Source organism: Rhizobium sp. BK212, assembly GCF_014197475.1.
Taxonomy (GTDB): Bacteria; Pseudomonadota; Alphaproteobacteria; order Rhizobiales; family Rhizobiaceae; genus Rhizobium; species Rhizobium anhuiense.
This window is the reverse complement of the sequence record NZ_JACIFS010000008.1, coordinates 189463-211817: the sequence shown is the minus strand read 5'-3', so window position 1 is coordinate 211817 and position 22355 is coordinate 189463. Positions and strand designations below refer to the sequence as shown.

The window sequence follows — 22355 nt, the reverse complement described above, 5'->3', positions numbered from 1 at the left end:
CTCCCGGCATAGCCGGAAACGAGCCTTGATCAAAGTTTCTTTTCAATCTTCTCCGCTCCACCCTCATTCGAAGCCAGCGGCTTCGGACCCTCTTTCGGGTAGAACGTATATGACAGCGTCACCGTATGGATGTTCTTGGATTCCACCGCCTTGACGATGTCAGGATCGATGTAGAACACCACCGGCATGTCGAGCTTCTCGCCCGGCTTCAGGTCCGTTTCCGTAAAGCAGAAACATTGCACCTTGTTGAAATAGACGCCCGCCTCGCCCGGGGTGACGTTGAACACCGCCTGGCCGCGCTGGGTTTCGTTCGAGCGATTCTCGGCGGTGAAATTCACCTGAATGGTCTCGCCGATCTTCGGATTGACCTCACGCTCGACCGGTTTGAAGTCCCACTGCAGGCCGGGCGCGACATTGGCGTCGAAGGTGACGCGCATGGTGCGGTCGAGCACGACGCTCGACACCTGGTCGACGCGCTGGGTCGTGCCGTTATAACCGGTCACCTGGCAGAAGATGCGGTAGAGCGGTACGGCGGCATAGCTCATCGCCCCCATGCCGAAGACGAAGCTCAGGCACATCATCACGACGGCGCCGTTGTTGCGGCCCTGCTTCTTCGGTGTACCGGCGTTTTCGCTCATCCCGCCATTCCCCCGCCGATCTTCACGATGGTGATCGCGTAGAAGAGAATGACGAGGCCGGCAAGCACCAGCCCGAGGGCGACGTTGCGGTTGCGGCGCGACTTGCGCTGCGCTTCCGTCAGCTTGACCATTTCCATCAGAACCAACCTCCCGCATGCGAGACCAGCACCGAAGCCAGCCGGTCGATCATCAAGGCGGAGAACACGGCGAAGAGATAGAAGATCGAGAAGCCGAAGAGCTTCTTCGCCGGGATCATCTTCAGATCGCCGTCGGGCATGCGCCAGACGGCGATGGAACAGTATATGAAGATCGCGCCGAGCGCCGCAGCGACGAAGCCATAGCCGAGGCTCGCGAAACCGAGGACGGTCGGCAAGACTGCGCAGATGGCGGTCAGCACCGCATAGGCGACGATCTGATGCTTGGTCACCCGCTCGCCGGCGACATTCGGCAGCATCGGCACGCCGACGGCCTCGTAATCGCGCATCTTGAAGAGGGCAAGCGCCCAGAAATGCGCCGGCGTCCACAGGAAGATGATCATGAAGAGCACGGTGCTCTCGATCGTCACGCTGTTGGTCACGCAGGCCCAGCCGATCATCGGCGGAAAGGCGCCGGCGGCGCCGCCGATGACGATGTTCTGCGGCGTCGAGCGCTTCAGCCACATGGTGTAGATGACGGCGTAGAAGAAGATGGTGAAGGCAAGGATGCCGGCCGAGAGCCAGTTGACGGCCAGGCCGAGGATCACGACCGAAAAGCCCGAGAGCACTAGGCCGAAGGCGAGCGCCTCCGACGGCGCGATGCGGCCGGCCGGGATCGGACGGTTGGCGGTGCGGCTCATGACGGCGTCGATATCGGCGTCATACCACATGTTCAGCGCCCCGGAGGCGCCGGCGCCGACGGCGATACAGAGAATGGCGATCAGGCCGAGGACGGGATGGATATGACCCGGCGCCAGCACAAGACCGGCAAAGGCAGTGAAGACCACGAGCGACATCACCCGTGGCTTCAACAATTCGAAATAATCGCGCGCACTCGCTTCCGACAATTCGCCGTCCTTTGCAAGCGCCCCGTGATTGTCGATGACCGTCATCATTCCGTCCTGCATGTCTCAAGATCAGGACGCCGTATCGAATGCGGCGTCCTGATGTCCGCGCAAATTACTTGATGCGCGGAAGCTGTTCCCACTGGTGATAGGGCGGCGGCGAAGGCAGCTGCCATTCGAGCGTCGTCGCACCCTCACCCCACGGATTGTCGCCGGCGACGCGCTTCTTGGCGAAGGCTTCGAAGACGCCGTAGAGGAAGATCAGCACACCGAAGGCCGAGATGTAAGAGCCGATGGAGGACACATAGTTCCAGCCGGCAAAGGCATCCGGATAGTCGATGTAGCGGCGCGGCATGCCGGCGAGGCCGAGGAAGTGCTGCGGGAAGAACACCAGGTTGACGCCGATGAACATGATCCAGAAATGCAGCTTGCCGACGAACTCGTTGTACATGTAGCCGGTCATCTTCGGGAACCAGTAATACCAGCCGGCGAAGATCGCGAAGACGGCGCCGAGCGACAGAACGTAGTGGAAGTGGGCCACGACGTAATAGGTGTCATGCAGCGAGCGGTCGAGACCGGCATTGGCAAGCTGGACGCCGGTGACGCCGCCGACCGTGAACAGGAAGATGAAGCCGATCGCCCAGAGCATCGGCGTGCGGAACGAGATCGAGCCGCCCCACATCGTCGCGATCCAGGAGAAGATCTTCACGCCCGTCGGAACGGCGATGACCATCGTGGCGAAGACGAAGTAGCGCTGCGCGTCGAGCGACAGGCCGACCGTGTACATGTGGTGGGCCCAGACGACGAAGCCGACGGCGCCGATCGCGACCATGGCGTAGGCCATGCCGAGATAGCCGAAGATCGGCTTCTTCGAGAAGGTCGAGATGATGTGGCTGATCATGCCGAAGCCCGGCAAGATGAGGATGTAGACCTCGGGGTGACCGAAGAACCAGAACAGGTGCTGGTAAAGGATCGGGTCGCCGCCGCCTTCCGGAGAGAAGAAGGAGGTGCCGAAGTTGCGGTCGGTGAGCAGCATGGTAATGCCGCCGGCCAGAACCGGCAGCGACAGCAAGAGCAGGAAGGCGGTGATCAGCACGGACCAGGCAAACAGCGGCATCTTGTGCAGCGTCATGCCCGGAGCGCGCATGTTGAGGATCGTGGTGATGAAGTTGATCGCACCGAGGATCGACGAGGCGCCGGCAATGTGGAGCGCGAAGATCGCAAGGTCGACCGCCGGTCCCGGCGTGCCGCTTGTCGCCAGCGGCGGATACATCGTCCAACCGCCGCCCGTGCCATAGGCGCCTGTCGGGCCTTCGACGAACATTGACAGCAGCAGCAGCGCGAAGGCGGGAACGATCAGCCAGAAGGAGATGTTGTTCAGGCGCGGGAAGGCCATGTCGGGCGCGCCGATCATGATCGGCACCATCCAGTTGGCGAAACCACCGATCATCGCCGGCATGACCATGAAGAAGATCATGATCAGCGCGTGCGCTGTGGTGAACATGTTGAACATCTGCTTGGCGCCGTCGATCGCGGCATCGCCTTCATAGCCGTAGACCATCGAGGCCAGGCCGTGGAAGATCTGGATGCCCGGCTCCTGCAGCTCCATGCGCATGGCAACCGACAGCGCGCCGCCGATGATGCCGGCAATGATCGCGAAGATCAGGTAGAGCGTGCCGATGTCCTTGTGGTTGGTCGAGAACAGCCAGCGATTGGCAAAGCTCGGCTTGTGCCCGTGATCGTGGTGATCGTGATCGTCATGAGCGTGGTCGTGGTGGGCGTGATCATGAGAATGATCGTCGTGAGCGGAAGGTCCAGCCATTGTCCCGATCCCCTTTAATTACTGTGCTTCGGCAACGTCGAGGGTCTTTGCGGGACCATCGGTTGCGGCCATGAGTGTCTTGTAGGCGCCGGGCAGGTCGCTGGCGGCCGTGGTCAGCCACTGCTTGTACTTGTCCTCGGAGACGACGCGGATGGCGATCGGCATGAACGCATGGTCCTTGCCGCAGAGCTCGGAACACTGGCCATAGAACAGGCCTTCGCGCTCGGCCCTGAACCAGGTCTCGTTCAGACGGCCCGGCACGGCATCGATCTTGACGCCGAAGGACGGCATGGCGAAAGCGTGGATAACGTCGGTCGGCGCCGAGGTCACGAGAACGCGGACCGTCTTGTTGACCGGCAGGACCAGCTCGTTATCGACGGCGAGAAGCCTGGGATAGATCGACTTGTCTTCCTTGCCGGCGCTCGCGCGGTCCTGATCCTTCAGGAGGTAGGAATCGAAAGCGAGCGGGCTTTCGCCCGAGCCTTCATATTCATAGTTCCACTGCCACTGGGTGGCGGTCGCCTTGATGGTGACGTCGGGATTTTCAGGCAGCGTCAGCTGCGCCGTCAGCAGGTTGAACGAAGGAATGGCGAGAAGGAGCAGCACCAGGACTGGCCCCACGGTCCAGGCAACCTCGATCAGCGTATTGTGGCTCGTCTTCGAGGGAACCGGGTTCGCGCTGGCGCGGAACTTGACGCAGACGACGATGAGCAGGACCAGAACGAAAAGCGTGATCGGAACGATAAACCAAAGAGTATATTGTTCGAACCAGTGGATTTCCCGCATGATCGGCGTTGCCGCCGGCTGCAGCGTTGCCTGCCACGGCGTTGGCTGGTCGGCATATGTGCCGGAAGCAAAAAGCAGACAGACCAGCGTGGTCAGGGCTGCATAAGCCTTCTTCATCACCTTATTATCTCCCTCGAGCGCTTGACCTGCAAAATAGAACGCAGAATCCTTGCCATCTTCAGCGCTTCAAACCACAGTTTGGCATTTGCCGCAACAGGTCAGAGCAATTGTCTATGCGGCATTTTTGCTCAAAGTGTAGGCAGCCCTGAACGGCAAAACATCCCAAGCTTTTCATCAGCATATGAAAAATCGGCTTTCCGGCCAATCCGCGCGTCGCACATTATTTCGGAAAGGTCCAATTTCCGCCGCAGTCCCCCGGTTTTCACGGGGTGGGGCTTTTCATTTTTGGTGGGCAGCTTCAACAATAGCCGCAATGATTCGATATCCAGAGGTTTCCATGGGTTTCCGTTCCCTCGCGCAGTCGCTTCTCGTGACTGCCAGCATCGCGGCCGCAGCGACGACGCCCGTTTTCGCACAGCAACCCACGCCGTCACAGGCCAAGCCGCCCGCTGCCGCGCCGGCGCCTGCCCCCGCGCCGCAACAGCCGAATGCCGCCAAGCCGAATATCGAACAGGTGACGCCCGGCCAGACGCAGCCACAGGCGCCGGGCACGGTGAAGTCCAATCACGGCGCATGGTCTGTCGTCTGCGACAAGCCGGCCGGGGCTGCGACCGAACAATGCGCGCTGATGCAGAACGTCATCGCCGAGGATCGTCCGGAAGTCGGGCTTTCCGTCGTCGTCTTGAAGACGGCCGACCGCAAGTCGAAGATTCTCCGCGTGCTCGCGCCGCTCGGCGTGCTGCTGCCGAACGGCCTCGGGCTCAATGTCGACGGCAAGGATATCGGCCGCGCCTATTTCGTCCGCTGCTTCGCCGATGGCTGTTATGCCGAGGTCGTGCTCGAGGACGAACTGCTCAAGACCTTCCGCAGCGGCGCCCAGGCAACCTTCATCGTCTTCCAGACCCCGGAAGAAGGCATCGGCATCCCGGTCGACCTCAAGGGCTTCGCCGAAGGCTTCGACGCCCTGCCCTGAGGCCGGGGCTTGCTCGGACTATCCAACAGACCTACATCGGCTATGAGCACTCCTGCTCTTCAGCGGAGCACAAGACATGACCACCGATCTCCTGACGCTTTTCGATGCCGATGAAGCGACGATGCGCAAGCATGTGGCCGAGGCGCTGTCCGGCGCCGATGACGGCGAACTGTTCATTGAGCATGCGCAGGCGGAAGCGCTGACCTTCGACAATGGCCGGCTGAAGGGCGGCAGCTTCAACACCGAACAGGGTTTCGGCCTGCGCGCCGTTGCCGGCGAAGCTGTGGGTTACGCGCATGCCGGCGATCTGTCGGTGGCGGCGCTGAAGCGGGCGGCCGATGCGGTCGGCGCGGTGACGCGCGGCTATTCCGGCTCCTATGCGGCAGCGCCCCAGGGCACCAACAAGAAATTCTACAGCGACGAGAACCCGATCGGCCAGCCGAGCTTCGAGGAGAAGGTCAAGGTCCTGCAGGACATCGACGCCTATCTCAGGGGCAAGGACGACAAGGTGCGGCAGGTGACGGCCTCGGTCGCCGCCAGCTGGCAGGTCGTCGATATCCTGCGCGCTGACGGGCACCGCGTGCGCGACATCAGGCCGATGACGCGCATCAACATTTCGGTGATGGTCGGCGAAGGCGAGCGGCAGGAGAGCGGCTCCTACGGCCATGGCGGGCGCATCGGCTTCGGTGACTTCATCGCCGAGGGCAGCTGGCAATATGGCGCCGACGAGGCGCTGCGCCAGGCGCTCGTCAATCTCGAGGCGATCGATGCGCCGGCGGGCACGATGGACGTCGTGCTCGGCTCCGGCTGGCCGGGCGTCATGCTGCACGAGGCGGTCGGTCACGGGCTGGAAGGCGATTTCAACCGCAAGAAGACGTCGGCCTTTTCAGGCCTTCTCGGCCAGATGGTCGCCGCGCCCGGCGTCACCGTCGTCGACGACGGCACGATCGACAACCGCCGCGGCTCGATCACCATCGACGACGAGGGCACGCCGTCGGCCTACAACGTGCTGATCGAAAACGGCAAGCTCGTCGGCTACATGCAGGATCGGCAGAATGCCCGGCTGATGGGTATGGCGCCCACCGGCAACGGCCGCCGCCAGGGCTATGCGCATGTGCCGATGCCGCGCATGACCAACACCTATATGCTCGGCGGCGACAAGACGCCCGAGGAGATCATCGCCTCGGTGAAGAAGGGCATCTATGCCGTCTCCTTCGGCGGCGGCCAGGTGGACATCACCTCCGGCAAGTTCGTCTTCGGCTGCACCGAGGCCTATCTGATCGAGAACGGCAAGGTCGGCGCGCCGATCAAGGGCGCCATGCTGATCGGCAACGGACCGGATGCAATGAAACGGGTGTCGATGATCGGCAACGACATGAAGCTCGATACCGGTATCGGCAATTGCGGCAAGGCCGGCCAATGGGTTCCCGTCGGCGTCGGCCAGCCGCATCTGCGCATGGATCAGGTGACGGTCGGCGGCACGCAGACCTGAGGCGAAAGGATTCTCTGATGGCGGACATTGAAATCAGAACCTTCACATCAGATGACGCCGATGCCGTGCTTTCGGTGATCCTGCCGATCCAGCGTGAGGAATTCGGCATCGACATCACCGCGGATGCGCAGCCGGATCTCCGGGTCATCCCGGATTTCTACCAGTCCGGCAAGGGCCAGTTCTGGGTCGCCGTCAAGGACGGCGCCATCGTCGGCACGGTCGGGCTGAAGGATATCGGCAACAACCAGGCGGCGCTGCGCAAGATGTTCGTCTCAGCCGAGGTTCGCGGCCGCGAACACGGCGTGGCGGCGCTGCTCCTCGATCGCCTGATCGCTCACGCCAGGGATGCCGGCATCACCGATATGTTCCTCGGCACGACCGACAAGTTCGTCGCCGCGCATCGTTTTTACGAGAAGAACGGCTTTAGCGAGATTGCCAAGAGCGCCCTTCCCCGCGCCTTTCCGCTGATGGCGGTGGACAGCAAATTCTACCGATATAAGGTCGGCTGACTCGATTTCTGGAAGATGAGGCGCCCCGCCTCATCTTGACGCCAGCGCCGGCTGAAACCGCCACTTCCTTTCGATCGCCGCGGCAAGGTCGATATCGTTGCGGCGGGCAAAGAGCAGGATGTGGCCGAGCAGGTCGGCGGTTTCGTCGGCGAGATCGCGGTCGAGTTCTTCCGGCGTCCGGTCCCTGCGGCGACCGCGGCCGGTGACGCGGTTCCAGGCCTGGGTCAGTTCGCCCACCTCCTCCTGCAGCTTCAGCAAAAACCAGTCGGGGTCACGCTCGATGCCGTTGGCTGCGGCATAGGCCGCGGATGAGGTTTCGAACTGATCGGCGAGACGGCGCAGCATGGGCGTTCTCCTTTTGTTTATGGAGGAGACGCTGATTCCCGCCGATTGTCCAGACTGGGATGGTCCAGGCCGGAATTGCCTAAAGTGCTGGGCAGCGATCAGCTGTGGTCCGGCAGCAGCATGCAGTCATAGGAGCGCTGTCTCAGGGCATCGCAGGCCGAGACGGCGGCATCCTTGCTGGCGAAGCCGACGAAGCGGGCGCGATAGATCCTGTTGGCCCCCTGCCCGACCGCCTCGGTATAGGGCGAGGCGGAAACGAGCGGCGCGCCGCCTTCCGACTGCGCCTGGGCGAGAAGCGCACGCGCCGCATCGGCGCTGGGAGCAGCCGAGATCTGGATCTGCCAGTCGCCATCGGCCCTCTCTGCCGATGTCTTCGGCGTCTTGCCGGCGTTCAGGATCTCCTCCATCGCGACCGGACGCTCCAGCGGCACGACGGCGTCATCGGCATAAGCCAGGCTCTTGGCCCCGAGATCATCGGCCGGCCGCGGTGCGTTGAGCGGCACCGGAACGTCGGAATCGTCGGCGGCGGACGCGACTTCGACAGCCTCCTTGGCGCCGACGCTCGCCACCAGCTTGGCGCCGCCGGAAGAGGAGGCACGGCCGAGGTAACGGTCGAGCAAACCAGCCATCTTGGCGTCGCGGCTGCGGGCGGTGCGGCCGCCGAGCACGACGCCGACCACGCGGCGGTTGCCGTCCTTGACGGCGCTGACGAGGTTGAAGCCGGAGGCGTTGGTGTAGCCCGTCTTGATGCCGTCCATGCCCTGGTAGCGGTACATGAGATTGTTGTGGCCGCGCACGGTGCGGCCGCGGAAATTGAAGCTTGCCGCCGAAAACAGGCGGTATTCGTTCGGATAATTCTTCATCAGCGCGACGGCGAGCGTCGACATGTCGCGCGCCGTGGTGACCTGACGGCCGTCCGGCAGGCCGGAGGCGTTGACGAAGACGGTGCGGCTCATGCCGAGCTGGCGGGCCTTGGCCGTCATCATCCGGGCAAAAGCGCTTTCAGAGCCGGCGAGCTTCTCGCCCATGGCGGAGGCGGCATCATTGGCGGATTTGACGATCATGCCATAGACCGCCTCGCGCACGGTGATCGTGCCGCCGGCCTTGACGCCAAGCTTGGTCGGCGGCCGGGCGGCGGCGTATTTCGACATTGTGATCGGAGTATCCCAGGCGATCTTGCCGCGTTTCAGCGCCTCGAAGGTGAGATAGAGCGTCATCATCTTCGTCAGCGAGGCCGGATGGTTCAGCGTATCGGCGTTTTCAGCGGCGAGAACCTTGCCTGTGCGGGCATCGAGGATCAGCGAAGCGTTGCCGGCAAGGGCTGCAAGCGGCGCCGAAACGGCAAGCGTTACGGTCAAAACAGCCGCCAAAAGCTTTCTCATACACTTCCCCTCATCTGCTTGCCCCTGACGCTGGCCCCTGATGCGCTGGCCCTTCAAATGTTGATCCGCGACAGGACCGGCATTTGTGCCGTAATGTGACAGAAGCCGTAAGTTTGGCGCGACTTTGAGGCAACGCCTATCATTTTTCTAGTCTTTTCATCGCCTTGGTTAACAAGAAATCAAAGACCCGTGCCGAATCGGGATTCAGCAAGGCTTAAGTCGCCGCTGCTAGGTTCCGGCAAAGGCAAGGGACGGACGGCGCATGACGGGACAATTCAAGCGGTTGGCAAAACGCGCGGCGATCGGCGCCGGGCTCGAGCTTTCCTGGCTGCTCGCCGCTGCCGGACTGATGCGCGAAGCGCGCGGGCGTGGCGCCGTCTTCACGCTGCACCATGTCCGCCCGCATGTACCGCAAGCCTTCGCGCCGAATGCGCATCTCGAAATCACTCCGCGTTTTCTCGACGCGGCGCTCAGCCGGTTGCGGCGGAAGGGCTATCGCTTCGTGCCGCTCGATCAGGTGCCGGTGCTCTTGGCGGAACCCGAGGGCGGGCCGCCGTTCGCAGCCTTCACGCTCGACGACGGATACCGCAACAATCTGGAATATGCGCTGCCGGTGTTCGCGCGGCATCAGGCGCCGTTTACGGTATTCGTCGCCAAGGGTTTTGCCGAGGGCTCGCACAGCATCTGGTGGGAGACGCTCGCCATCCTCCTGCGCCGGGCACCGGAAATCCGCTTCGATTTCGGCCGCGGCAGCGAGCGGCTGGGGCTCGACACCCCGCAGCAGCAATGGCATGCCTTCGATCGCTTCGCCGCCTACATCCACGGCTCCAACGAGGCGCACGCCGTCGCCGCCATCGATATGCTGGCACGGGAAAACGGCATCGAGCCGACGGATATCGTCCGCGATCTGGTGATGGGTCCCGGCGAATTGCAATGGCTGGCGACACATCCGCTCGCATCCCTCGGCGCCCATACGATCAGCCATCGCGCGCTCGCCCGCCTGCCGGAAGCCGAAGCGCGAATCGAAATGCAGGTTTCGGCGGATTATGTCGAGGCGGTGGCCGGCATCCGTCCCGATACGATCGCCTATCCCTACGGCACGCCGGCGGCTGCGACCGCCCGCGAGGCGCGCATGGCGCGCAATCTCGGCTTTACCCTCGCGGTCACCACGCAACCCGGGCTGCCGGCAGCACAGCTGACCGGCTATCTCCCGCGCCTTTCGCTCAACGGCTTCTACCAGAAGCGGCGCTACGTCTCGGCGCTCGCCTCCGGCGTCCCGCTGAAGCTGATGGGCAGGTAGGCCTGTCAGGGATACATCCGCACCTTGTCCCATTCGCCTTCCGGTGAAGGCCGGCGGAATTCGACACGGTCATGCAGGCGGAATTTCTGGTCCTTCCAGAATTCGATCGAGGTCGGGCGGATGCGAAAGCCCGACCAGTGGGCCGGGCGCGGAATCTCGCCGATGGCATAACGGGCGGTATATTCGGCCACGGCTTTCTCCAGCGCGAATCGGCTCTCGAGCGGGCGGGATTGTTTGGACGCCCAGGCGCCGATGCGGCTGCCGCGCGCACGCGTCTTGAAATAGGCGTCGGCTTCGGCATCGGTGACGATCTCGACGGGGCCGCGCAGCCTCACCTGGCGGCGCAGGCTTTTCCAGTGAAAGCACATGGCGGCCTTTTTCTGGCCCAGAATTTCACGGCCTTTCTGACTCTCGAAATTGGTGTAGAAGACGAAACCGTCTTCATCGAATCCCTTCAGGAGAACCATGCGGACATTGGGAAGACCATCCTCATCGACCGTTGCCAGCGCCACCGCGTTCGGGTCATTGGGTTCGGAAGCCTCCGCTTCTTTCAGCCATTCGGCAAAGAGCTTGAAGGGTTCGCCACTTTCGGTAAAGTCACCGCTTGTTAACTCGTTTGCCGACATATTGGTTCAAATGCCCCGGATTATTCAAAACTCGCCCAGCTTTTGGTAACTGGACAGGACGCAGGGTGGAAGTCATAGCAAAGTCATATCGCCATACAAAGAGCCTGCGGCGACGCAGCAGCGCGTTCTTCGTCATCGGCGTCGCCATGCTTTCGCTTTCCGGCTGCGTTGGCAGCGGCATGGATTTCTTGAGCGAGGCCAAGGTCGACCGGTCGGTTGCCACCGGCACCGTGCCGCAGACGCCGCCGAGCACCGACACGCTTTCCGACGAGATGACCGTGCGCAATGCCGTGACCTCGGCCGACGTGCAGCGGCTCGAGGGCCAGCCGCTTCCCTGGGCGAATGCATCGACGGGCAGCGCCGGCGTCATCGAAACCATCGTCGAGAACAACGAGCAAGGCCAGGTCTGCCGCCAGTTCCGCACGACCCGGCATTCCTATGTCGGCATCGCCAAATTCTACGGCAAGACCTGCCTCGTCGGCGGCGGCAACTGGCAGCTTTTGAGCTTTCAGCCGGAAAGTTGATCCCGCGGGAAGTTAATCCCGCGGGAAAGCTGATCCGGCTCGCCGACAGGTTAACGCCCGACGCCTTTCCGCCGAATGCTTAGCAAAGAGCTAACCATTCGGGGCGAAACACCCCACATCTCTCCATAGAAATAAGAAGTGATTAGCAACTCCAACGCACGATCGGCGTTGAGAGTGGCTCTCCCTGCCTTTGCGGCGGGTGGCGCCGCGCACTTGATATTGGAGTTTCGGGGTGCCGGGCAAGGACGTGGCTTCCCGCATCGCAACACCGGCGGTTTTGACATGCGCGATCCTTACAAAATTCTGGGCGTCAAGCGCGACGCGGCAGCAGACGAGATCAAGGCGGCTTGGCGCAACATGGCCAAATCAGCCCATCCCGACCACAATCAGGGCGACCCGACGGCGACGGCCCGGTTCGCCGAGATCGGCCGCGCCTATGAAACGCTGAAGGACCCGCGTAAACGCAGCCTGTTCGACAATGCCGTGCGGATGGCGGAAGCCAAGAAACAAGAACAGACGATCATGCAGCAGCGCCAGGCCGCGCGCGAGGCTGCGATCCGCGCCAAGGCGGCGCAGGCCAATGCCGAGCGGGTGATGGAAGAGCTTGCACGCGCCGCCCAGAAGTCGGCCGCCGAAGGCGCCAGGCAACAGGCGGGAGCGGCTGAGCCTGCCGACGAGATGGTGGAGCGCATTTTCGGCGCCCAGGCGCGCGCTGCGGCCGGCGGCCAGGCGCAGGGCCGCGCCCAGCAGGCACAATACCAGCAGACCCAGAATCAGCAGACGGGCGAAACCGGCAGGCGCGCAGACGGCGACGCCGCCGAGGCCGAGGCCAAGGGCGACGAGGAGACCGGCGAGACTGCGGCCAATGCCGGCGCCAACCTGCCGCTGCCGCTCAGCATCCTGACAAACCTGGTGCGCCGTTTCACCGGCGCCAAGGATACCGGCCTGGAAAAGGCACCGGATGAGGTGACGACGGCGACGGTGACGATCGACGACGTCTTGAAGAGCGGCTGGATCACCGCGTCGCTGCCGGAGGGCCGCGAAATCGGCTTCGCGTTGCCGGCAGGCACGACGGACGGTCATGAGATCAGGCTCAAGGGTCAAGGCTTCAAGCTGCCGGGCATGCAGCGGGGCGACGCCGTCATCAACATCCGCATCGCAGCCGATCCGCGCTTCACCGTCGACGGTTTCGATCTGCACGCGGTGCTGCCGCTCAGCATCGAAAATGCCGTGCTCGGCACCGAGGCGCGCATCGAGGGGCCGAGCGGGCCGCTCAGCATTACCATTCCCGCTTGGTCGGGCTCGGACAAGACGATCAGAATCCCCGACCAGGGATTGCCCCGCGAAGAGGGTGGGAGAGGCGATCTCGTCGTCGAATTGCGCATTATCCTGTGGGAAAAGCCCGACGACAAAGTCACCGATCTCATGCGGAGCATGCGCGAAGGCCTGTTCCTGTGAAATTTTTATGACAATCGCACCCTTTGTTACGATACCTAACAGTTGATGATCCAGGCCAAGCTTGAACCGATTAACGGCCTATGCCATAGGCAGGATCGATCAGAATTCCTAGGGAGCGAAATATGGCTCAAGCATCCGGCCTCATGGCAGGCAAACGCGGCGTCATCATGGGTGTCGCCAACAATCGTTCGATTGCGTGGGGTATTGCCAAGGCCATTCATGCGCAGGGCGGAGAAGTCGCGCTCACCTATCAGGGCGATGCTCTGAAGAAGCGCGTCGAGCCGCTCGCCGCCGAAATCGGCGCGACGCTCGTCGGCCACTGCGACGTCGCCGACGAAGCCACCATCGATGAGGTTTTCGGCAACGTCGAAAAGCTCTGGGGCAAGATCGATTTCCTCGTGCATGCGATCGGCTTTTCCGACAAGGACGAGCTGACCGGCCGTTACGTCGACACCTCGGCCGATAATTTCGCCAAGACGATGCAGATCTCCGTCTATTCCTTCACCTCGGTCGCACGCCGCGCCGAGAAGCTGATGACGGATGGCGGCGCCATGCTGACGCTGACCTATTACGGCGCCGAAAAGGTGATGCCGAACTATAACGTCATGGGCGTCGCCAAGGCTGCGCTCGAAGCGAGCGTCAAGTACCTCGCTGTCGACCTCGGACCGCAGAACATCCGCGTCAACGCCGTCTCGGCCGGACCGATCAAGACGCTTGCCGCCTCGGGCATCGGCGATTTCCGCTACATTCTGAAGTGGAACGAATATAACGCGCCGCTGCGCCGCACCGTCACCATCGAGGAAGTCGGCGATGTCGGCCTCTATCTCCTGTCGGATCTGTCGCGCTCCGTCACCGGCGAAGTGCACCATGCCGATAGCGGTTATCATGTCATCGGTATGAAGGCGGTCGACGCGCCCGACATTTCCGTCGTCAAGGACTAGAGCATTTCGAGTGGGGCTGAGACCGTGCTTATCTACGTGATCAGACACGGCCAGACCGCCTGGAATGCCGAGCGCCGCCTGCAAGGTCAAAAAGATATCCCGATGAATGCCACGGGCCTGGAACAGGCCCGGCAGAACGGCGTGGCGCTGGCCGAGATTCTCGGCAACAGAGTCGACGAATTCGATTTTGTCGCAAGCCCGCTCGGACGCACGCGCGCGACGATGGAAATCATGCGCGCCGCCATGGGCCTGCCGCCGCTCGCCTATCGCACCGATCCGCGGCTGGTGGAGATTTCCTTCGGCGACTGGGAGGGCTCGACGCTCAAGGAGCTGAAGGCGACGCAGCGCGAGCGGGTGGCGGAACGCAACGCTTCCAAATGGGATTTCATCCCGCCCGGCGATGACGCGGAAAGCTATGAAATCCTCTCCTGGCGCACCGGCTCATGGCTGCAATCCGTCGATCGCCCGACGGTCTGCGTGACGCATGGCGGCGTCATCCGCACGCTTTTCCAGACGATTTCAGACCTGCCGAAGAGCAGTGCTGCGGAAGGCGCAATCCCGCAGGACCGGATCGCCAGGATCGACACCGCCGAGCGGACGATCGTCTGGCTGTAGGGCGCCGCAGGGCGCTCAGTTAGGTCGGAGGGGGATAGGAGCGACTTGTTTGGCCCGGGAGATTGCCGATATGAGCCCCCTCATCCGGCTGCCGCCACCAGCCGGGGTCGTGACCTCTCCGTCCCCATCTACGTCTCGCAGGGCACGTCCCCTCGCCCCGTTTTTACGGGGGTCCGAAGGACGGGTCGCGGCGAGTGGCTCGACCCCGATAAGGTAAGGTAAGGTTAGGGGCAGCCATCAGCGCGAACCTCACACGGTCACTCTCCAGAAGCCGCCTATTTGACGATATCGAGATCGTTGATGACGCGCTTGCCGTCGACCTCGGTATAGAAGACGATCACCTTCACGCCGGCTTCGAGGCCGTCGAAATTGAATTCCTCGGGCGCCTGATAGGTCTTGCCGTCATCGAGCGTCAGCACGAGGTTTGTTGTGTCGACCTTCTTGATCGTCGCCTCGACATCGGCGCTCTCGGCAAAACCGCTCATCGGCGACAGGAAACTTGCTGTTGCCAAAAGCGTGGCGACGACGAAACGCATGGCGACAATCCTTTTGAAACGCTGCACGAGAGGCTGCACGAAAAAATGACTGGCCACAGATAAGCTCCTGAATATGGCGAAAATTGCCCGTAAGAATGGCTTTTCCCGCCCAATTGATGAATAGGATTTTAAATATAATCAAGATGCCGCATTCACTGCGGTTTTTCCCTTCCCAGGATTTTTCGGCACTGCCTGCGGGCAATCGTAAATTAACCCGCGCGTCCTACAGTTGCTCGCCAACAGGGGAGTTTCATTTTGTTATCCAGGCTCAGCGACAGCAAGCAGTTGCGGCGCGTGTTGAAGAATACCCGCGTCTCGTTTCTGGTTTCGTCGCTCGTCGCCCTTGTCGTCATCATGGTCGGCTTCGGCCTCGACCGGGCCAATACTGCAGCTTATGAACGCGAACTTCATATCCGCACCGAAAGCGAGGCGAATCTCATCCGCGCCCGGGTCATGGCTGAGATCAGCATGGACCTCAGCATCGTCCGCGACCTTGCCAACCTGATCTCCGTCAGCGCGGCGAACCGGGACGAGATGGAGCGCCAGATCAACTGGCTGCTGATCCAGAATCCGCCTTTCCTTCATATCGCCGTCGCACCCGATTTCATCGTCAGCAACGTCTACCCGCCGCAATCGGGCACTGAGCGGGTCGGCCGCGACGTGCGCGAAGCCCTCTTCTTCCGCCAGGCGATAACGCCCGCCACCGGCGACCAGTCGGCGCGCTTCTACGGTCCGGTCAGCACCGATGGCCGGGGCGCCTTTGCCATATTCTTCCCTGTCTTCGTCAAGGAGAACGGCCAGCGGCGGATCTGGGGAGCGGTCGAACTCGTCATCGACCAGAAGATGTTCTACGAGGCGACCGGGCTGATGCCGGCGCGCGACCGCGAGAATCAGGAACGCTATCCGCATCTCGACCATCTCTCCATCGCCATCCGCGATATCGGCTTGCCGGCGGCGAGCGCAACGGCAGCCCCCTTCTTCGGGTCGTCCGATATCGACGCCAAGGATCCGATGCGCCAGAAGATCGGCTTTGCCGGCGGCAAGTGGGAGCTTTCCGTCGTGCCGAACAGCGGCTGGGACGCGATCCCGGAAAACCAGACCGAGCTGCGGCTGATCGTCGTTGCCGCCGGCTGCATCATCATCATCCCGATCTTCTTCGCGACCCTCCTGCTCGGCGAGCGCAATCGCAACATTACCGAACTGGAGACGCGCGAAACGAAATTGCTGGAACTGTCGCAGCGGCTCAATCTGGCGCTGGAATCTTCGAATATCGGCATCTGGGAGCTGCAGGATGATTCGAGCAGCCTGCTCTGGGACGCGCGCGCCGCCGCCCTGCACGGCAAGCCGGCGCAGGAAGGCAGCCGGGCGCTCGACGAATGGCTGGCGGCGGTCCTGCCCGAGGACCGTGAAACCGCCGAGGTGCATTTCTTCAGCTGCAGCGTCGCCGGCGTTGCCTGCACGGCGCAATACCGCATCCTGCTTGGCGACGGCGGCATCCGGCATCTGCGCTCGGTCGGCGCCTTCTATACGGATGCCGGCGGCGTCGGCAAGACGATCGGCATCGTCTGGGACGTGACCGCCGATGCGGTGACCACCGACACGCTGCGCAAGGCCAAGGATATGAGCGAGGTCAAGAATGCCGAGCTGGAGCTGGCGCTTGAAGAGCTGTCGAGTCGCGAGGGGCAGCTCGCCGAGCTTTCGAGCCGGCTCGACCTGGCGCTCAATTCCTATCAGTGCGGCATTTGGGAGGCGCGGCCCGGCCGAGGCGGCTCGATCTGGAACGAGCGCATGCACGAGCTCTATGGGCTTGCGCCGCGCAACGGCTTCATGACCGAGGAGACCTGGCTTGGCTGCATCCACCCCGAGGACCGGTATCTCGCACTCGAAAGCGCCCGCCACCTCAGGCAGAACGGAGATACGCACACACTCGTCTGCCGGGTGATCGTCGACGACGGCTCGGTGCGTTATGTGCGCTCGGTCGGCAAGGTCCACCAGACGGGGACCGGCGAGATGAAGATCATGGGCATCGCCTTCGACGCCACCGAAGACGTGCTGATGACGATCCGGCTGAAGGCCGCCAAGGACGAGGCGGTCGCCAAGAATATCGAGCTCGAGGCTGCCAAGAACAGGATCGAGCACAATTCGCTGCACGACCCGCTGACCGCGCTCGCCAACCGCCGCAAGCTCGACATCGCCCTGGAAAGCCTGACGAATGACGGCCGCCAACAGCGGCAGAAATTCTCGATCCTGCACATCGATCTCGACCGCTTCAAGGACATCAACGACACGCTCGGCCATGCCGCCGGCGATGCGATGCTGGTGCATGCCTCGAAGGTGCTCGCCAAGAATGTCCGCGGCAGCGACCTCGTCGCGCGCATCGGCGGCGACGAATTCGTCATCCTCGCGCTCGACGTCGGGGATAAGGAGATGGCGCAGCTATCGGCGCGGATCATCGAGGAGATGCGCCAGCCGATCGATTTCCAGGGTTTCTCCTGCCGCTGCGGCGTGTCGATCGGGGTGGCGCTTGCCAACGGCATCCATGTCGATGCACGCAAGGTGCTGATCAATGCCGATATCGCGCTCTACCGCGCCAAGAGCATGGGCCGCAACCGCTTCGAATTCTTCAATCACAATCTCCAGGCCGATATCATCAACACCAAGCGCACGGCCGACGAGATCCTCGCCGGCATCGACAATTGCGAATTCACCGCCTGGTACCAGCCGCAATTCTCGGCCCGGACGATGGAACTGACCGGCGTCGAGGCGCTGGTGCGCTGGAAGCATCCTTCCAAGGGGTTGCTGACGCCGGACAAGTTCCTGCGCATCGCCGACGAGATCAATGTCGTGCAGATGCTCGACCGGATCGTGTTGGAAACGGCGCTGCGCGACAAGATGCGCTGGGCGGCGCACGGCATCACGGTGCCCAAGGTCTCGGTCAATGTCTCGGCCCGGCGGCTGCATGACGGCAGCCTTCTGGAATCGCTCGCCGATCTGCATATCCGCCCCGGCGAACTCTCCTTCGAACTGGTGGAATCGATCTTTCTCGACGAGAGCGAAGATGTTGCCTCGCAGAATCTCGAACGCATCAAGGCGCTCGGCATCGATATCGAGATCGACGATTTTGGCACTGGCCATACCTCGATCGTCAGCCTGTTGAAGCTGAAGCCCAAGCGGCTGAAGATCGACCGCCAGCTGGTGAAGCCAATCGTCAACGCCTCGCAGGAGCGGGCGCTGGTCAGCTCGATCATCGAGATCGCCCGCTCGCTCGGCGTCGAGACGGTGGCCGAAGGGGTGGAGACGGCAGCGCATGCCGAACTGCTACGCGATCTCGGCTGCGATATCCTGCAGGGCTTTGCCTTCTCGCGGCCCCTCTCCTTCGACGATTTCTCTGCGGAAGCCACAGGAACGGGGTGGCGGCTGGCCTCATGACCGCCGCCCTGCCGATCGACCTCAGCCTGGCCCCTTCCCTGCCCGCGGAAAGAGGGTCGCGCCAGAAGACCGAAACAGCATTTCCGCACCTGCCGGTTTGACGCAAAGAAAGGCTTTTGCCTAGACGGTTTTTTGGCCTATGAGTGTCGCGCCTTTTCAAGCAATGGCGCAACCGGCTTTGGCGCGCCACCGTGGGAACACATGTCGCACAATACATTCGGTCACCTCTTCCGCGTAACCACCTGGGGCGAAAGCCATGGTCCGGCGCTCGGCTGCGTCGTCGACGGCTGCCCTCCGGGGCTGCGCTTCAAGCTCGAGGAGCTGCAGGTCTGGCTCGACAAGCGCAAGCCAGGGCAATCCCGTTTCGTGACGCAGCGGCGCGAGGACGATCTGGTGAAGGTGCTGTCCGGCGTCATGCTCGACGCCGATGGCGAGACGATGACGACCACCGGCACGCCGATCTCCATGCTGATCGAAAATACCGACCAGCGCTCCAAGGATTACGGCGAGATCGCCCGGCAGTACCGCCCCGGCCATGCCGACTATACCTACGACCTCAAATACGGCATTCGCGATTATCGCGGCGGCGGCCGCTCCTCGGCGCGCGAAACCGCCGCGCGTGTTGCCGCTGGCGGCATCGCCCGCCTCGTCGTGCCGGGTGTCACCGTGCGCGGCGCGCTGGTGCAGATCGGCAAGCATAAGATCGACCGCCGCAACTGGGATTGGGACCAGGTCGGGCAGAACCCGTTCTTTTCGCCGGATGCGGCGATCGTGCCGGTCTGGGAGGAATATCTCGACGGCATCCGCAAGACCGGCTCGTCAATCGGCGCGGTCATCGAAGTGATCGCCGAAGGCGTGCCTGCCGGTCTCGGTGCGCCGATCTATGCCAAGCTCGACCAGGATATCGCCTCGCTGCTGATGTCGATCAACGCCGTCAAGGGGGTGGAGATCGGCAATGGTTTTGCCGCCGCCGAAACCTCGGGCGAAGACAATGCCGACGAGATGCGCATGGGCAATGACGGCACGCCGATCTTCCTTTCCAACAATGCCGGCGGTATTCTCGGCGGTATCTCCACCGGGCAGCCGGTGGTGGCGCGTTTCGCCGTCAAGCCGACCTCATCGATCCTGACCGAACGCCAGTCGATCGATGCCGATGGCAAGAATGTCGACATCCGAACGAAGGGCCGGCACGACCCCTGCGTCGGCATCCGCGCCGTGCCGATCGGCGAGGCGATGGTCGCCTGCGCGATCGCCGACCATTATCTTCGCGACCGCGGCCAGACCGGCCGTTTGAAATAGGAGCGCTCGCCCATGTCTTATGACCAAAAGCGCGTCGTCGACGCCATAAGGGCCTTCGAAGCCGGCGAGATCGTCGTCGTCATGGACGACAATGACCGCGAAAACGAAGGCGACCTGATCGTCGCCGCCGTCCATACCACGCCGGAGAAGATGGCCTTCATCGTGCGCCACACCTCCGGCATCGTCTGCGCCCCGATGCCGAAGGAAGAGGCCAAGCGCCTCAACCTCAACGCCATGGTGGCGGAAAACGATTCGGCCCATACGACGGCCTTCACCGTGTCGGTCGATTTCAAGCATGGCACGACGACGGGCATCTCCGCCGACGACCGGACGCTGACGGTGCGCAACCTCGCCAATCCGAATGTCGGCGCCGCCGATTTCGTCCGCCCCGGCCACATCTTCCCGCTGGTGTCGCGCGAAGGCGGCGTACTGATGCGCTCCGGCCATACCGAAGCCGCTGTCGACCTCTGCAAGCTTGCCGGTCTGCCGCCGATCGGCGTCATCTCCGAACTCGTCAACGATGACGGCACCGTGACGCGCGGTCCGCAGGTGGTCGACTTCGCCGAACAGCACGGGCTGAAACTCGTCTCCGTCGCCGATCTCATCGCCTATCGCCAGCGCAAGGAAACGCTGATCGAGCTCGGCACCAGCTTCGACGTCGACACGCCGTTCGGCAAGGCCAAGGCTCATACCTATTCCCTGCCCTGGGATCCGATGCAGCATCTCGCCGTCGTCTTCGGTGACATCCGCGACGGCGTCGACATCCCGGTGCGCCTGCATCCGGAAAATGTCGCCGAGGATCTCTTCGGCAAGAACAGCCCGGTCGATTTCTACATGCGGAAGATTTCCGAGGAAGGCCGCGGCGTCATCGTCTATCTGCGCGAAGGCTCGGTCGGCGTCGGCCACCACGACAACGGCCGCAAGGCCCGCAACCAGGGCCGCGAAGCCCATGCCGAAGCCCAGACGCGCGACAGCGAATGGCTGGAAATCGGCCTCGGTGCCCAGATCCTCAAGGATCTCGGCGTCAGCTCGATCAAGCTGCTCACCAGCCGCGAGCGCCACTATGTCGGCCTGGAAGGTTTCGGGATCAAGATCAGCAAGACGGAGATCTGCTGAGCGGCTCCTCCTCTCCTCCCCAGCGGGGAGAAGATGTCCGAAGGACAGATGAGGGGTGAGCGATGTTAGGAGCGAGTGCACTGAGCGCGAGCGAAGGGCAATATTGAGCGGCGTGCCATGAAGCCCCCCTCATCCGGCTGCCGCCACCTTCTCCCCGAGGGGATAAGGGATTACCCTCTCCACCCGTCGAGCAACACCACCTTCTCCACACCGGCGAACCGCGCAACCCGATCCAACTCCGCCTCCAGCCGCTCCAATCGCCCGGCCGAAGGTTTCACGGCCGGTTCCAGCCAGAGCCGTTTGACGTCGAGCGTCGATTTTTTCCGATCCGCCTTCATGTCGATGCGTCCGATCAGCCTGTCGCCTTCGAGCAGCGGGAAGACGTAGTAGCCATATTCGCGCTTCGGCTCGGGCACGAAAATCTCGATGCGGTAGAAGAAGCCGAACAGGCGTTCGGTGCGGTTGCGGTCGCGGATCATCGGGTCGAAGGGGCTGAGCACGCGGATACGTGGCGGCGCGCCGGGGTAATCGTCGAGGGTCGAGAGGAAATCGGCAAAGGCCCAGGACGGGCGCGCCTTGCCGCCGAGCGCCGGTTCGATCAGCACTTCGATCAGTTCGTCGCGATGGGCTGAGACCCAGGCCTTGGCCTCATCGGGCGAGACCAGGTTCCAGAAGGCCGATATCTCGCCATGGGTGGCAAAGCCGAGCCGGGCAAGCGCGCTGCGGCAGGCCCAGTCGACGAATTCCTCGCGGCTCACCTCCGGTTCGCGGAACTCGGCCGGGACGACGCGCTCGGTGAGATCGTAGATCTTCTGGAAGTTCGAGCGGCCGGCGATGGCGAACTTGCCGGTGTGCCAGAAATATTCGAGCGCCGTCTTGTTCGGATGCCAGTTCCACCAGCCGCCGGAAACGTGACCGTCGGCCTTGATCTCGCGGGCGAGGATCGCGCCATCGCGCTCAACGCGCTCATAGGTCTCGGCGAACGCCGCCTCGAAGCCCTCGCCGCGCCATTTGCGCCAGCGCTCGATGATGACCTGCTCCTGATGACGGAACTTGTGTTTCCAATAGACGAAGAAGGCGCTCGGCAGAATGGAAGCGTCATGCGTCCAGTGCTCGAACAGCGCGCCATCCTTTTCGAGCAGTGCCGTGAGATGCTCGCGCCTGTAGGTCTGGTTGCGGGAAAACAGGATCTGGTGATGCGCCCGCTCCACCGTCTGGATGCTGTCCACCTGGACGAAACCCAGCTCATGGATGAGCTGCAGCAGGCCGTCCTTGGTCAAGGCGCGGTTCGGCGGAGCGCTGAGGCCCTGCTTGGCAAGAAAGACACGGCGGGCGTCGGAATTGGAAAGCAGATTCGTCATGACCGCATCATAATCCGGAAAATCTTCCTAGCGCATTCCGTTTT

21 protein-coding genes are annotated in these 22355 nt (G+C 62.7%); 11 read left to right on the top strand and 10 right to left on the bottom strand.

Annotated elements, in window-relative coordinates:
• Positions 1 to 29: 29 nt before the first annotated feature.
• From FHT79_RS23980 to coxB, 5 genes are all read right to left on the bottom strand, one after another.
• Positions 30 to 638, bottom strand: coding sequence for a cytochrome c oxidase assembly protein (locus FHT79_RS23980; protein ID WP_028755764.1), 609 nt, complete (start codon positions 636 to 638; stop codon positions 30 to 32).
• Positions 635 to 775, bottom strand: coding sequence for a hypothetical protein (locus tag FHT79_RS23975; protein ID WP_028755765.1), 141 nt, complete (start codon positions 773 to 775; stop codon positions 635 to 637). Before FHT79_RS23975 ends, FHT79_RS23980 begins: the two co-directional genes overlap by 4 nt.
• Complete coding sequence (locus FHT79_RS23970) at positions 775 to 1725, bottom strand: heme o synthase (protein ID WP_028757357.1); 951 nt, start codon at positions 1723 to 1725, stop codon at positions 775 to 777. Before FHT79_RS23970 ends, FHT79_RS23975 begins: the two co-directional genes overlap by 1 nt.
• 67 nt (positions 1726 to 1792) lie before the next feature.
• The gene (gene ctaD, locus FHT79_RS23965; protein ID WP_183904265.1) at positions 1793 to 3499 is read right to left on the bottom strand and encodes a cytochrome c oxidase subunit I; all 1707 of its coding nucleotides are present in this window, start codon (positions 3497 to 3499) and stop codon (positions 1793 to 1795) included.
• 18 nt (positions 3500 to 3517) lie between these two features.
• Positions 3518 to 4402, bottom strand: a complete 885-nt coding sequence (gene coxB / locus FHT79_RS23960; RefSeq protein WP_029867860.1) for a cytochrome c oxidase subunit II — start codon at positions 4400 to 4402, stop codon at positions 3518 to 3520.
• Between the two features lie 316 nt (positions 4403 to 4718).
• Here coxB and FHT79_RS23955 point away from each other — a divergent pair, with 316 nt between their 5' ends.
• From FHT79_RS23955 to FHT79_RS23945, 3 genes are all read left to right on the top strand, one after another.
• On the top strand, positions 4719 to 5378 hold the full coding sequence (locus FHT79_RS23955; RefSeq protein WP_029867861.1) for an invasion associated locus B family protein: 660 nt from the start codon (positions 4719 to 4721) through the stop codon (positions 5376 to 5378).
• Between the two features lie 76 nt (positions 5379 to 5454).
• Positions 5455 to 6870: a metalloprotease TldD gene (gene tldD / locus FHT79_RS23950; RefSeq protein WP_029867862.1), complete on the top strand. Its 1416-nt coding sequence runs from the start codon at positions 5455 to 5457 to the stop codon at positions 6868 to 6870.
• 17 nt (positions 6871 to 6887) lie between these two features.
• Positions 6888 to 7379, top strand: a complete 492-nt coding sequence (locus FHT79_RS23945; protein ID WP_183904264.1) for a GNAT family N-acetyltransferase — start codon at positions 6888 to 6890, stop codon at positions 7377 to 7379.
• Between the two features lie 30 nt (positions 7380 to 7409).
• On the opposite strand, the gene FHT79_RS23940 is transcribed toward FHT79_RS23945, so the two are convergent.
• Together FHT79_RS23940 and FHT79_RS23935 are read right to left on the bottom strand one after the other, a co-directional pair.
• Positions 7410 to 7724: a MazG nucleotide pyrophosphohydrolase domain-containing protein gene (locus FHT79_RS23940; protein ID WP_097630561.1), complete on the bottom strand. Its 315-nt coding sequence runs from the start codon at positions 7722 to 7724 to the stop codon at positions 7410 to 7412.
• A gap of 98 nt (positions 7725 to 7822) precedes the next feature.
• Positions 7823 to 9106 carry a D-alanyl-D-alanine carboxypeptidase family protein gene (locus FHT79_RS23935; RefSeq protein ID WP_028756244.1) on the bottom strand — a complete coding sequence of 428 codons (1284 nt, stop codon included), beginning with the start codon at positions 9104 to 9106 and terminating at the stop codon, positions 7823 to 7825.
• A gap of 262 nt (positions 9107 to 9368) precedes the next feature.
• Here FHT79_RS23935 and FHT79_RS23930 point away from each other — a divergent pair, with 262 nt between their 5' ends.
• Positions 9369 to 10406 (top strand): polysaccharide deacetylase family protein, encoded by a 1038-nt coding sequence (locus FHT79_RS23930; RefSeq protein ID WP_183904263.1) that lies wholly within the window; start codon positions 9369 to 9371, stop codon positions 10404 to 10406.
• Between the two features lie 5 nt (positions 10407 to 10411).
• Here FHT79_RS23930 and pdxH read toward each other — a convergent pair whose 3' ends face one another.
• Positions 10412 to 11032 carry a pyridoxamine 5'-phosphate oxidase gene (gene pdxH / locus FHT79_RS23925; protein ID WP_017963103.1) on the bottom strand — a complete coding sequence of 207 codons (621 nt, stop codon included), beginning with the start codon at positions 11030 to 11032 and terminating at the stop codon, positions 10412 to 10414.
• 65 nt (positions 11033 to 11097) lie between these two features.
• Here pdxH and FHT79_RS23920 point away from each other — a divergent pair, with 65 nt between their 5' ends.
• The 4 genes from FHT79_RS23920 (at position 11098) to FHT79_RS23905 (ending at position 14570) form a co-directional block, all read left to right on the top strand.
• The gene (locus tag FHT79_RS23920) at positions 11098 to 11556 is read left to right on the top strand and encodes an RT0821/Lpp0805 family surface protein (protein WP_029867866.1); all 459 of its coding nucleotides are present in this window, start codon (positions 11098 to 11100) and stop codon (positions 11554 to 11556) included.
• Between the two features lie 282 nt (positions 11557 to 11838).
• Positions 11839 to 13014 (top strand): DnaJ C-terminal domain-containing protein, encoded by a 1176-nt coding sequence (locus FHT79_RS23915; RefSeq protein WP_097630557.1) that lies wholly within the window; start codon positions 11839 to 11841, stop codon positions 13012 to 13014.
• A gap of 122 nt (positions 13015 to 13136) precedes the next feature.
• Positions 13137 to 13955 carry an enoyl-ACP reductase FabI gene (fabI, locus tag FHT79_RS23910; protein WP_003588115.1) on the top strand — a complete coding sequence of 273 codons (819 nt, stop codon included), beginning with the start codon at positions 13137 to 13139 and terminating at the stop codon, positions 13953 to 13955.
• Between the two features lie 24 nt (positions 13956 to 13979).
• A complete protein-coding gene (locus tag FHT79_RS23905; RefSeq protein ID WP_097595254.1) occupies positions 13980 to 14570 on the top strand; it encodes a histidine phosphatase family protein in 591 nt (196 codons plus the stop codon).
• 275 nt (positions 14571 to 14845) lie between these two features.
• Here FHT79_RS23905 and FHT79_RS23900 read toward each other — a convergent pair whose 3' ends face one another.
• Entirely contained in the window at positions 14846 to 15106 is a 261-nt protein-coding gene (locus FHT79_RS23900) for a DUF1344 domain-containing protein (protein WP_018449305.1), read from the bottom strand.
• Between the two features lie 255 nt (positions 15107 to 15361).
• Between FHT79_RS23900 and FHT79_RS23895 the strand changes: the two genes are divergently transcribed.
• The 3 genes from FHT79_RS23895 to ribB all read left to right on the top strand — a co-directional run bounded on the left by FHT79_RS23895 (position 15362) and on the right by ribB (position 20950).
• Positions 15362 to 18535, top strand: coding sequence for an EAL domain-containing protein (locus tag FHT79_RS23895; protein ID WP_183904262.1), 3174 nt, complete (start codon positions 15362 to 15364; stop codon positions 18533 to 18535).
• A 201-nt stretch (positions 18536 to 18736) separates the two neighbouring features.
• Positions 18737 to 19834, top strand: coding sequence for a chorismate synthase (aroC, locus tag FHT79_RS23890; protein ID WP_029867869.1), 1098 nt, complete (start codon positions 18737 to 18739; stop codon positions 19832 to 19834).
• Positions 19835 to 19846: 12 nt separating this feature from the next.
• Positions 19847 to 20950: a 3,4-dihydroxy-2-butanone-4-phosphate synthase gene (ribB, locus tag FHT79_RS23885; protein WP_029867871.1), complete on the top strand. Its 1104-nt coding sequence runs from the start codon at positions 19847 to 19849 to the stop codon at positions 20948 to 20950.
• Between the two features lie 170 nt (positions 20951 to 21120).
• Here the strand turns inward: ribB and FHT79_RS23880 are convergent, their stop codons facing one another.
• Entirely contained in the window at positions 21121 to 22311 is a 1191-nt protein-coding gene (locus FHT79_RS23880) for a winged helix-turn-helix domain-containing protein (RefSeq protein WP_183904261.1), read from the bottom strand.
• Positions 22312 to 22355 lie beyond the last annotated feature (44 nt).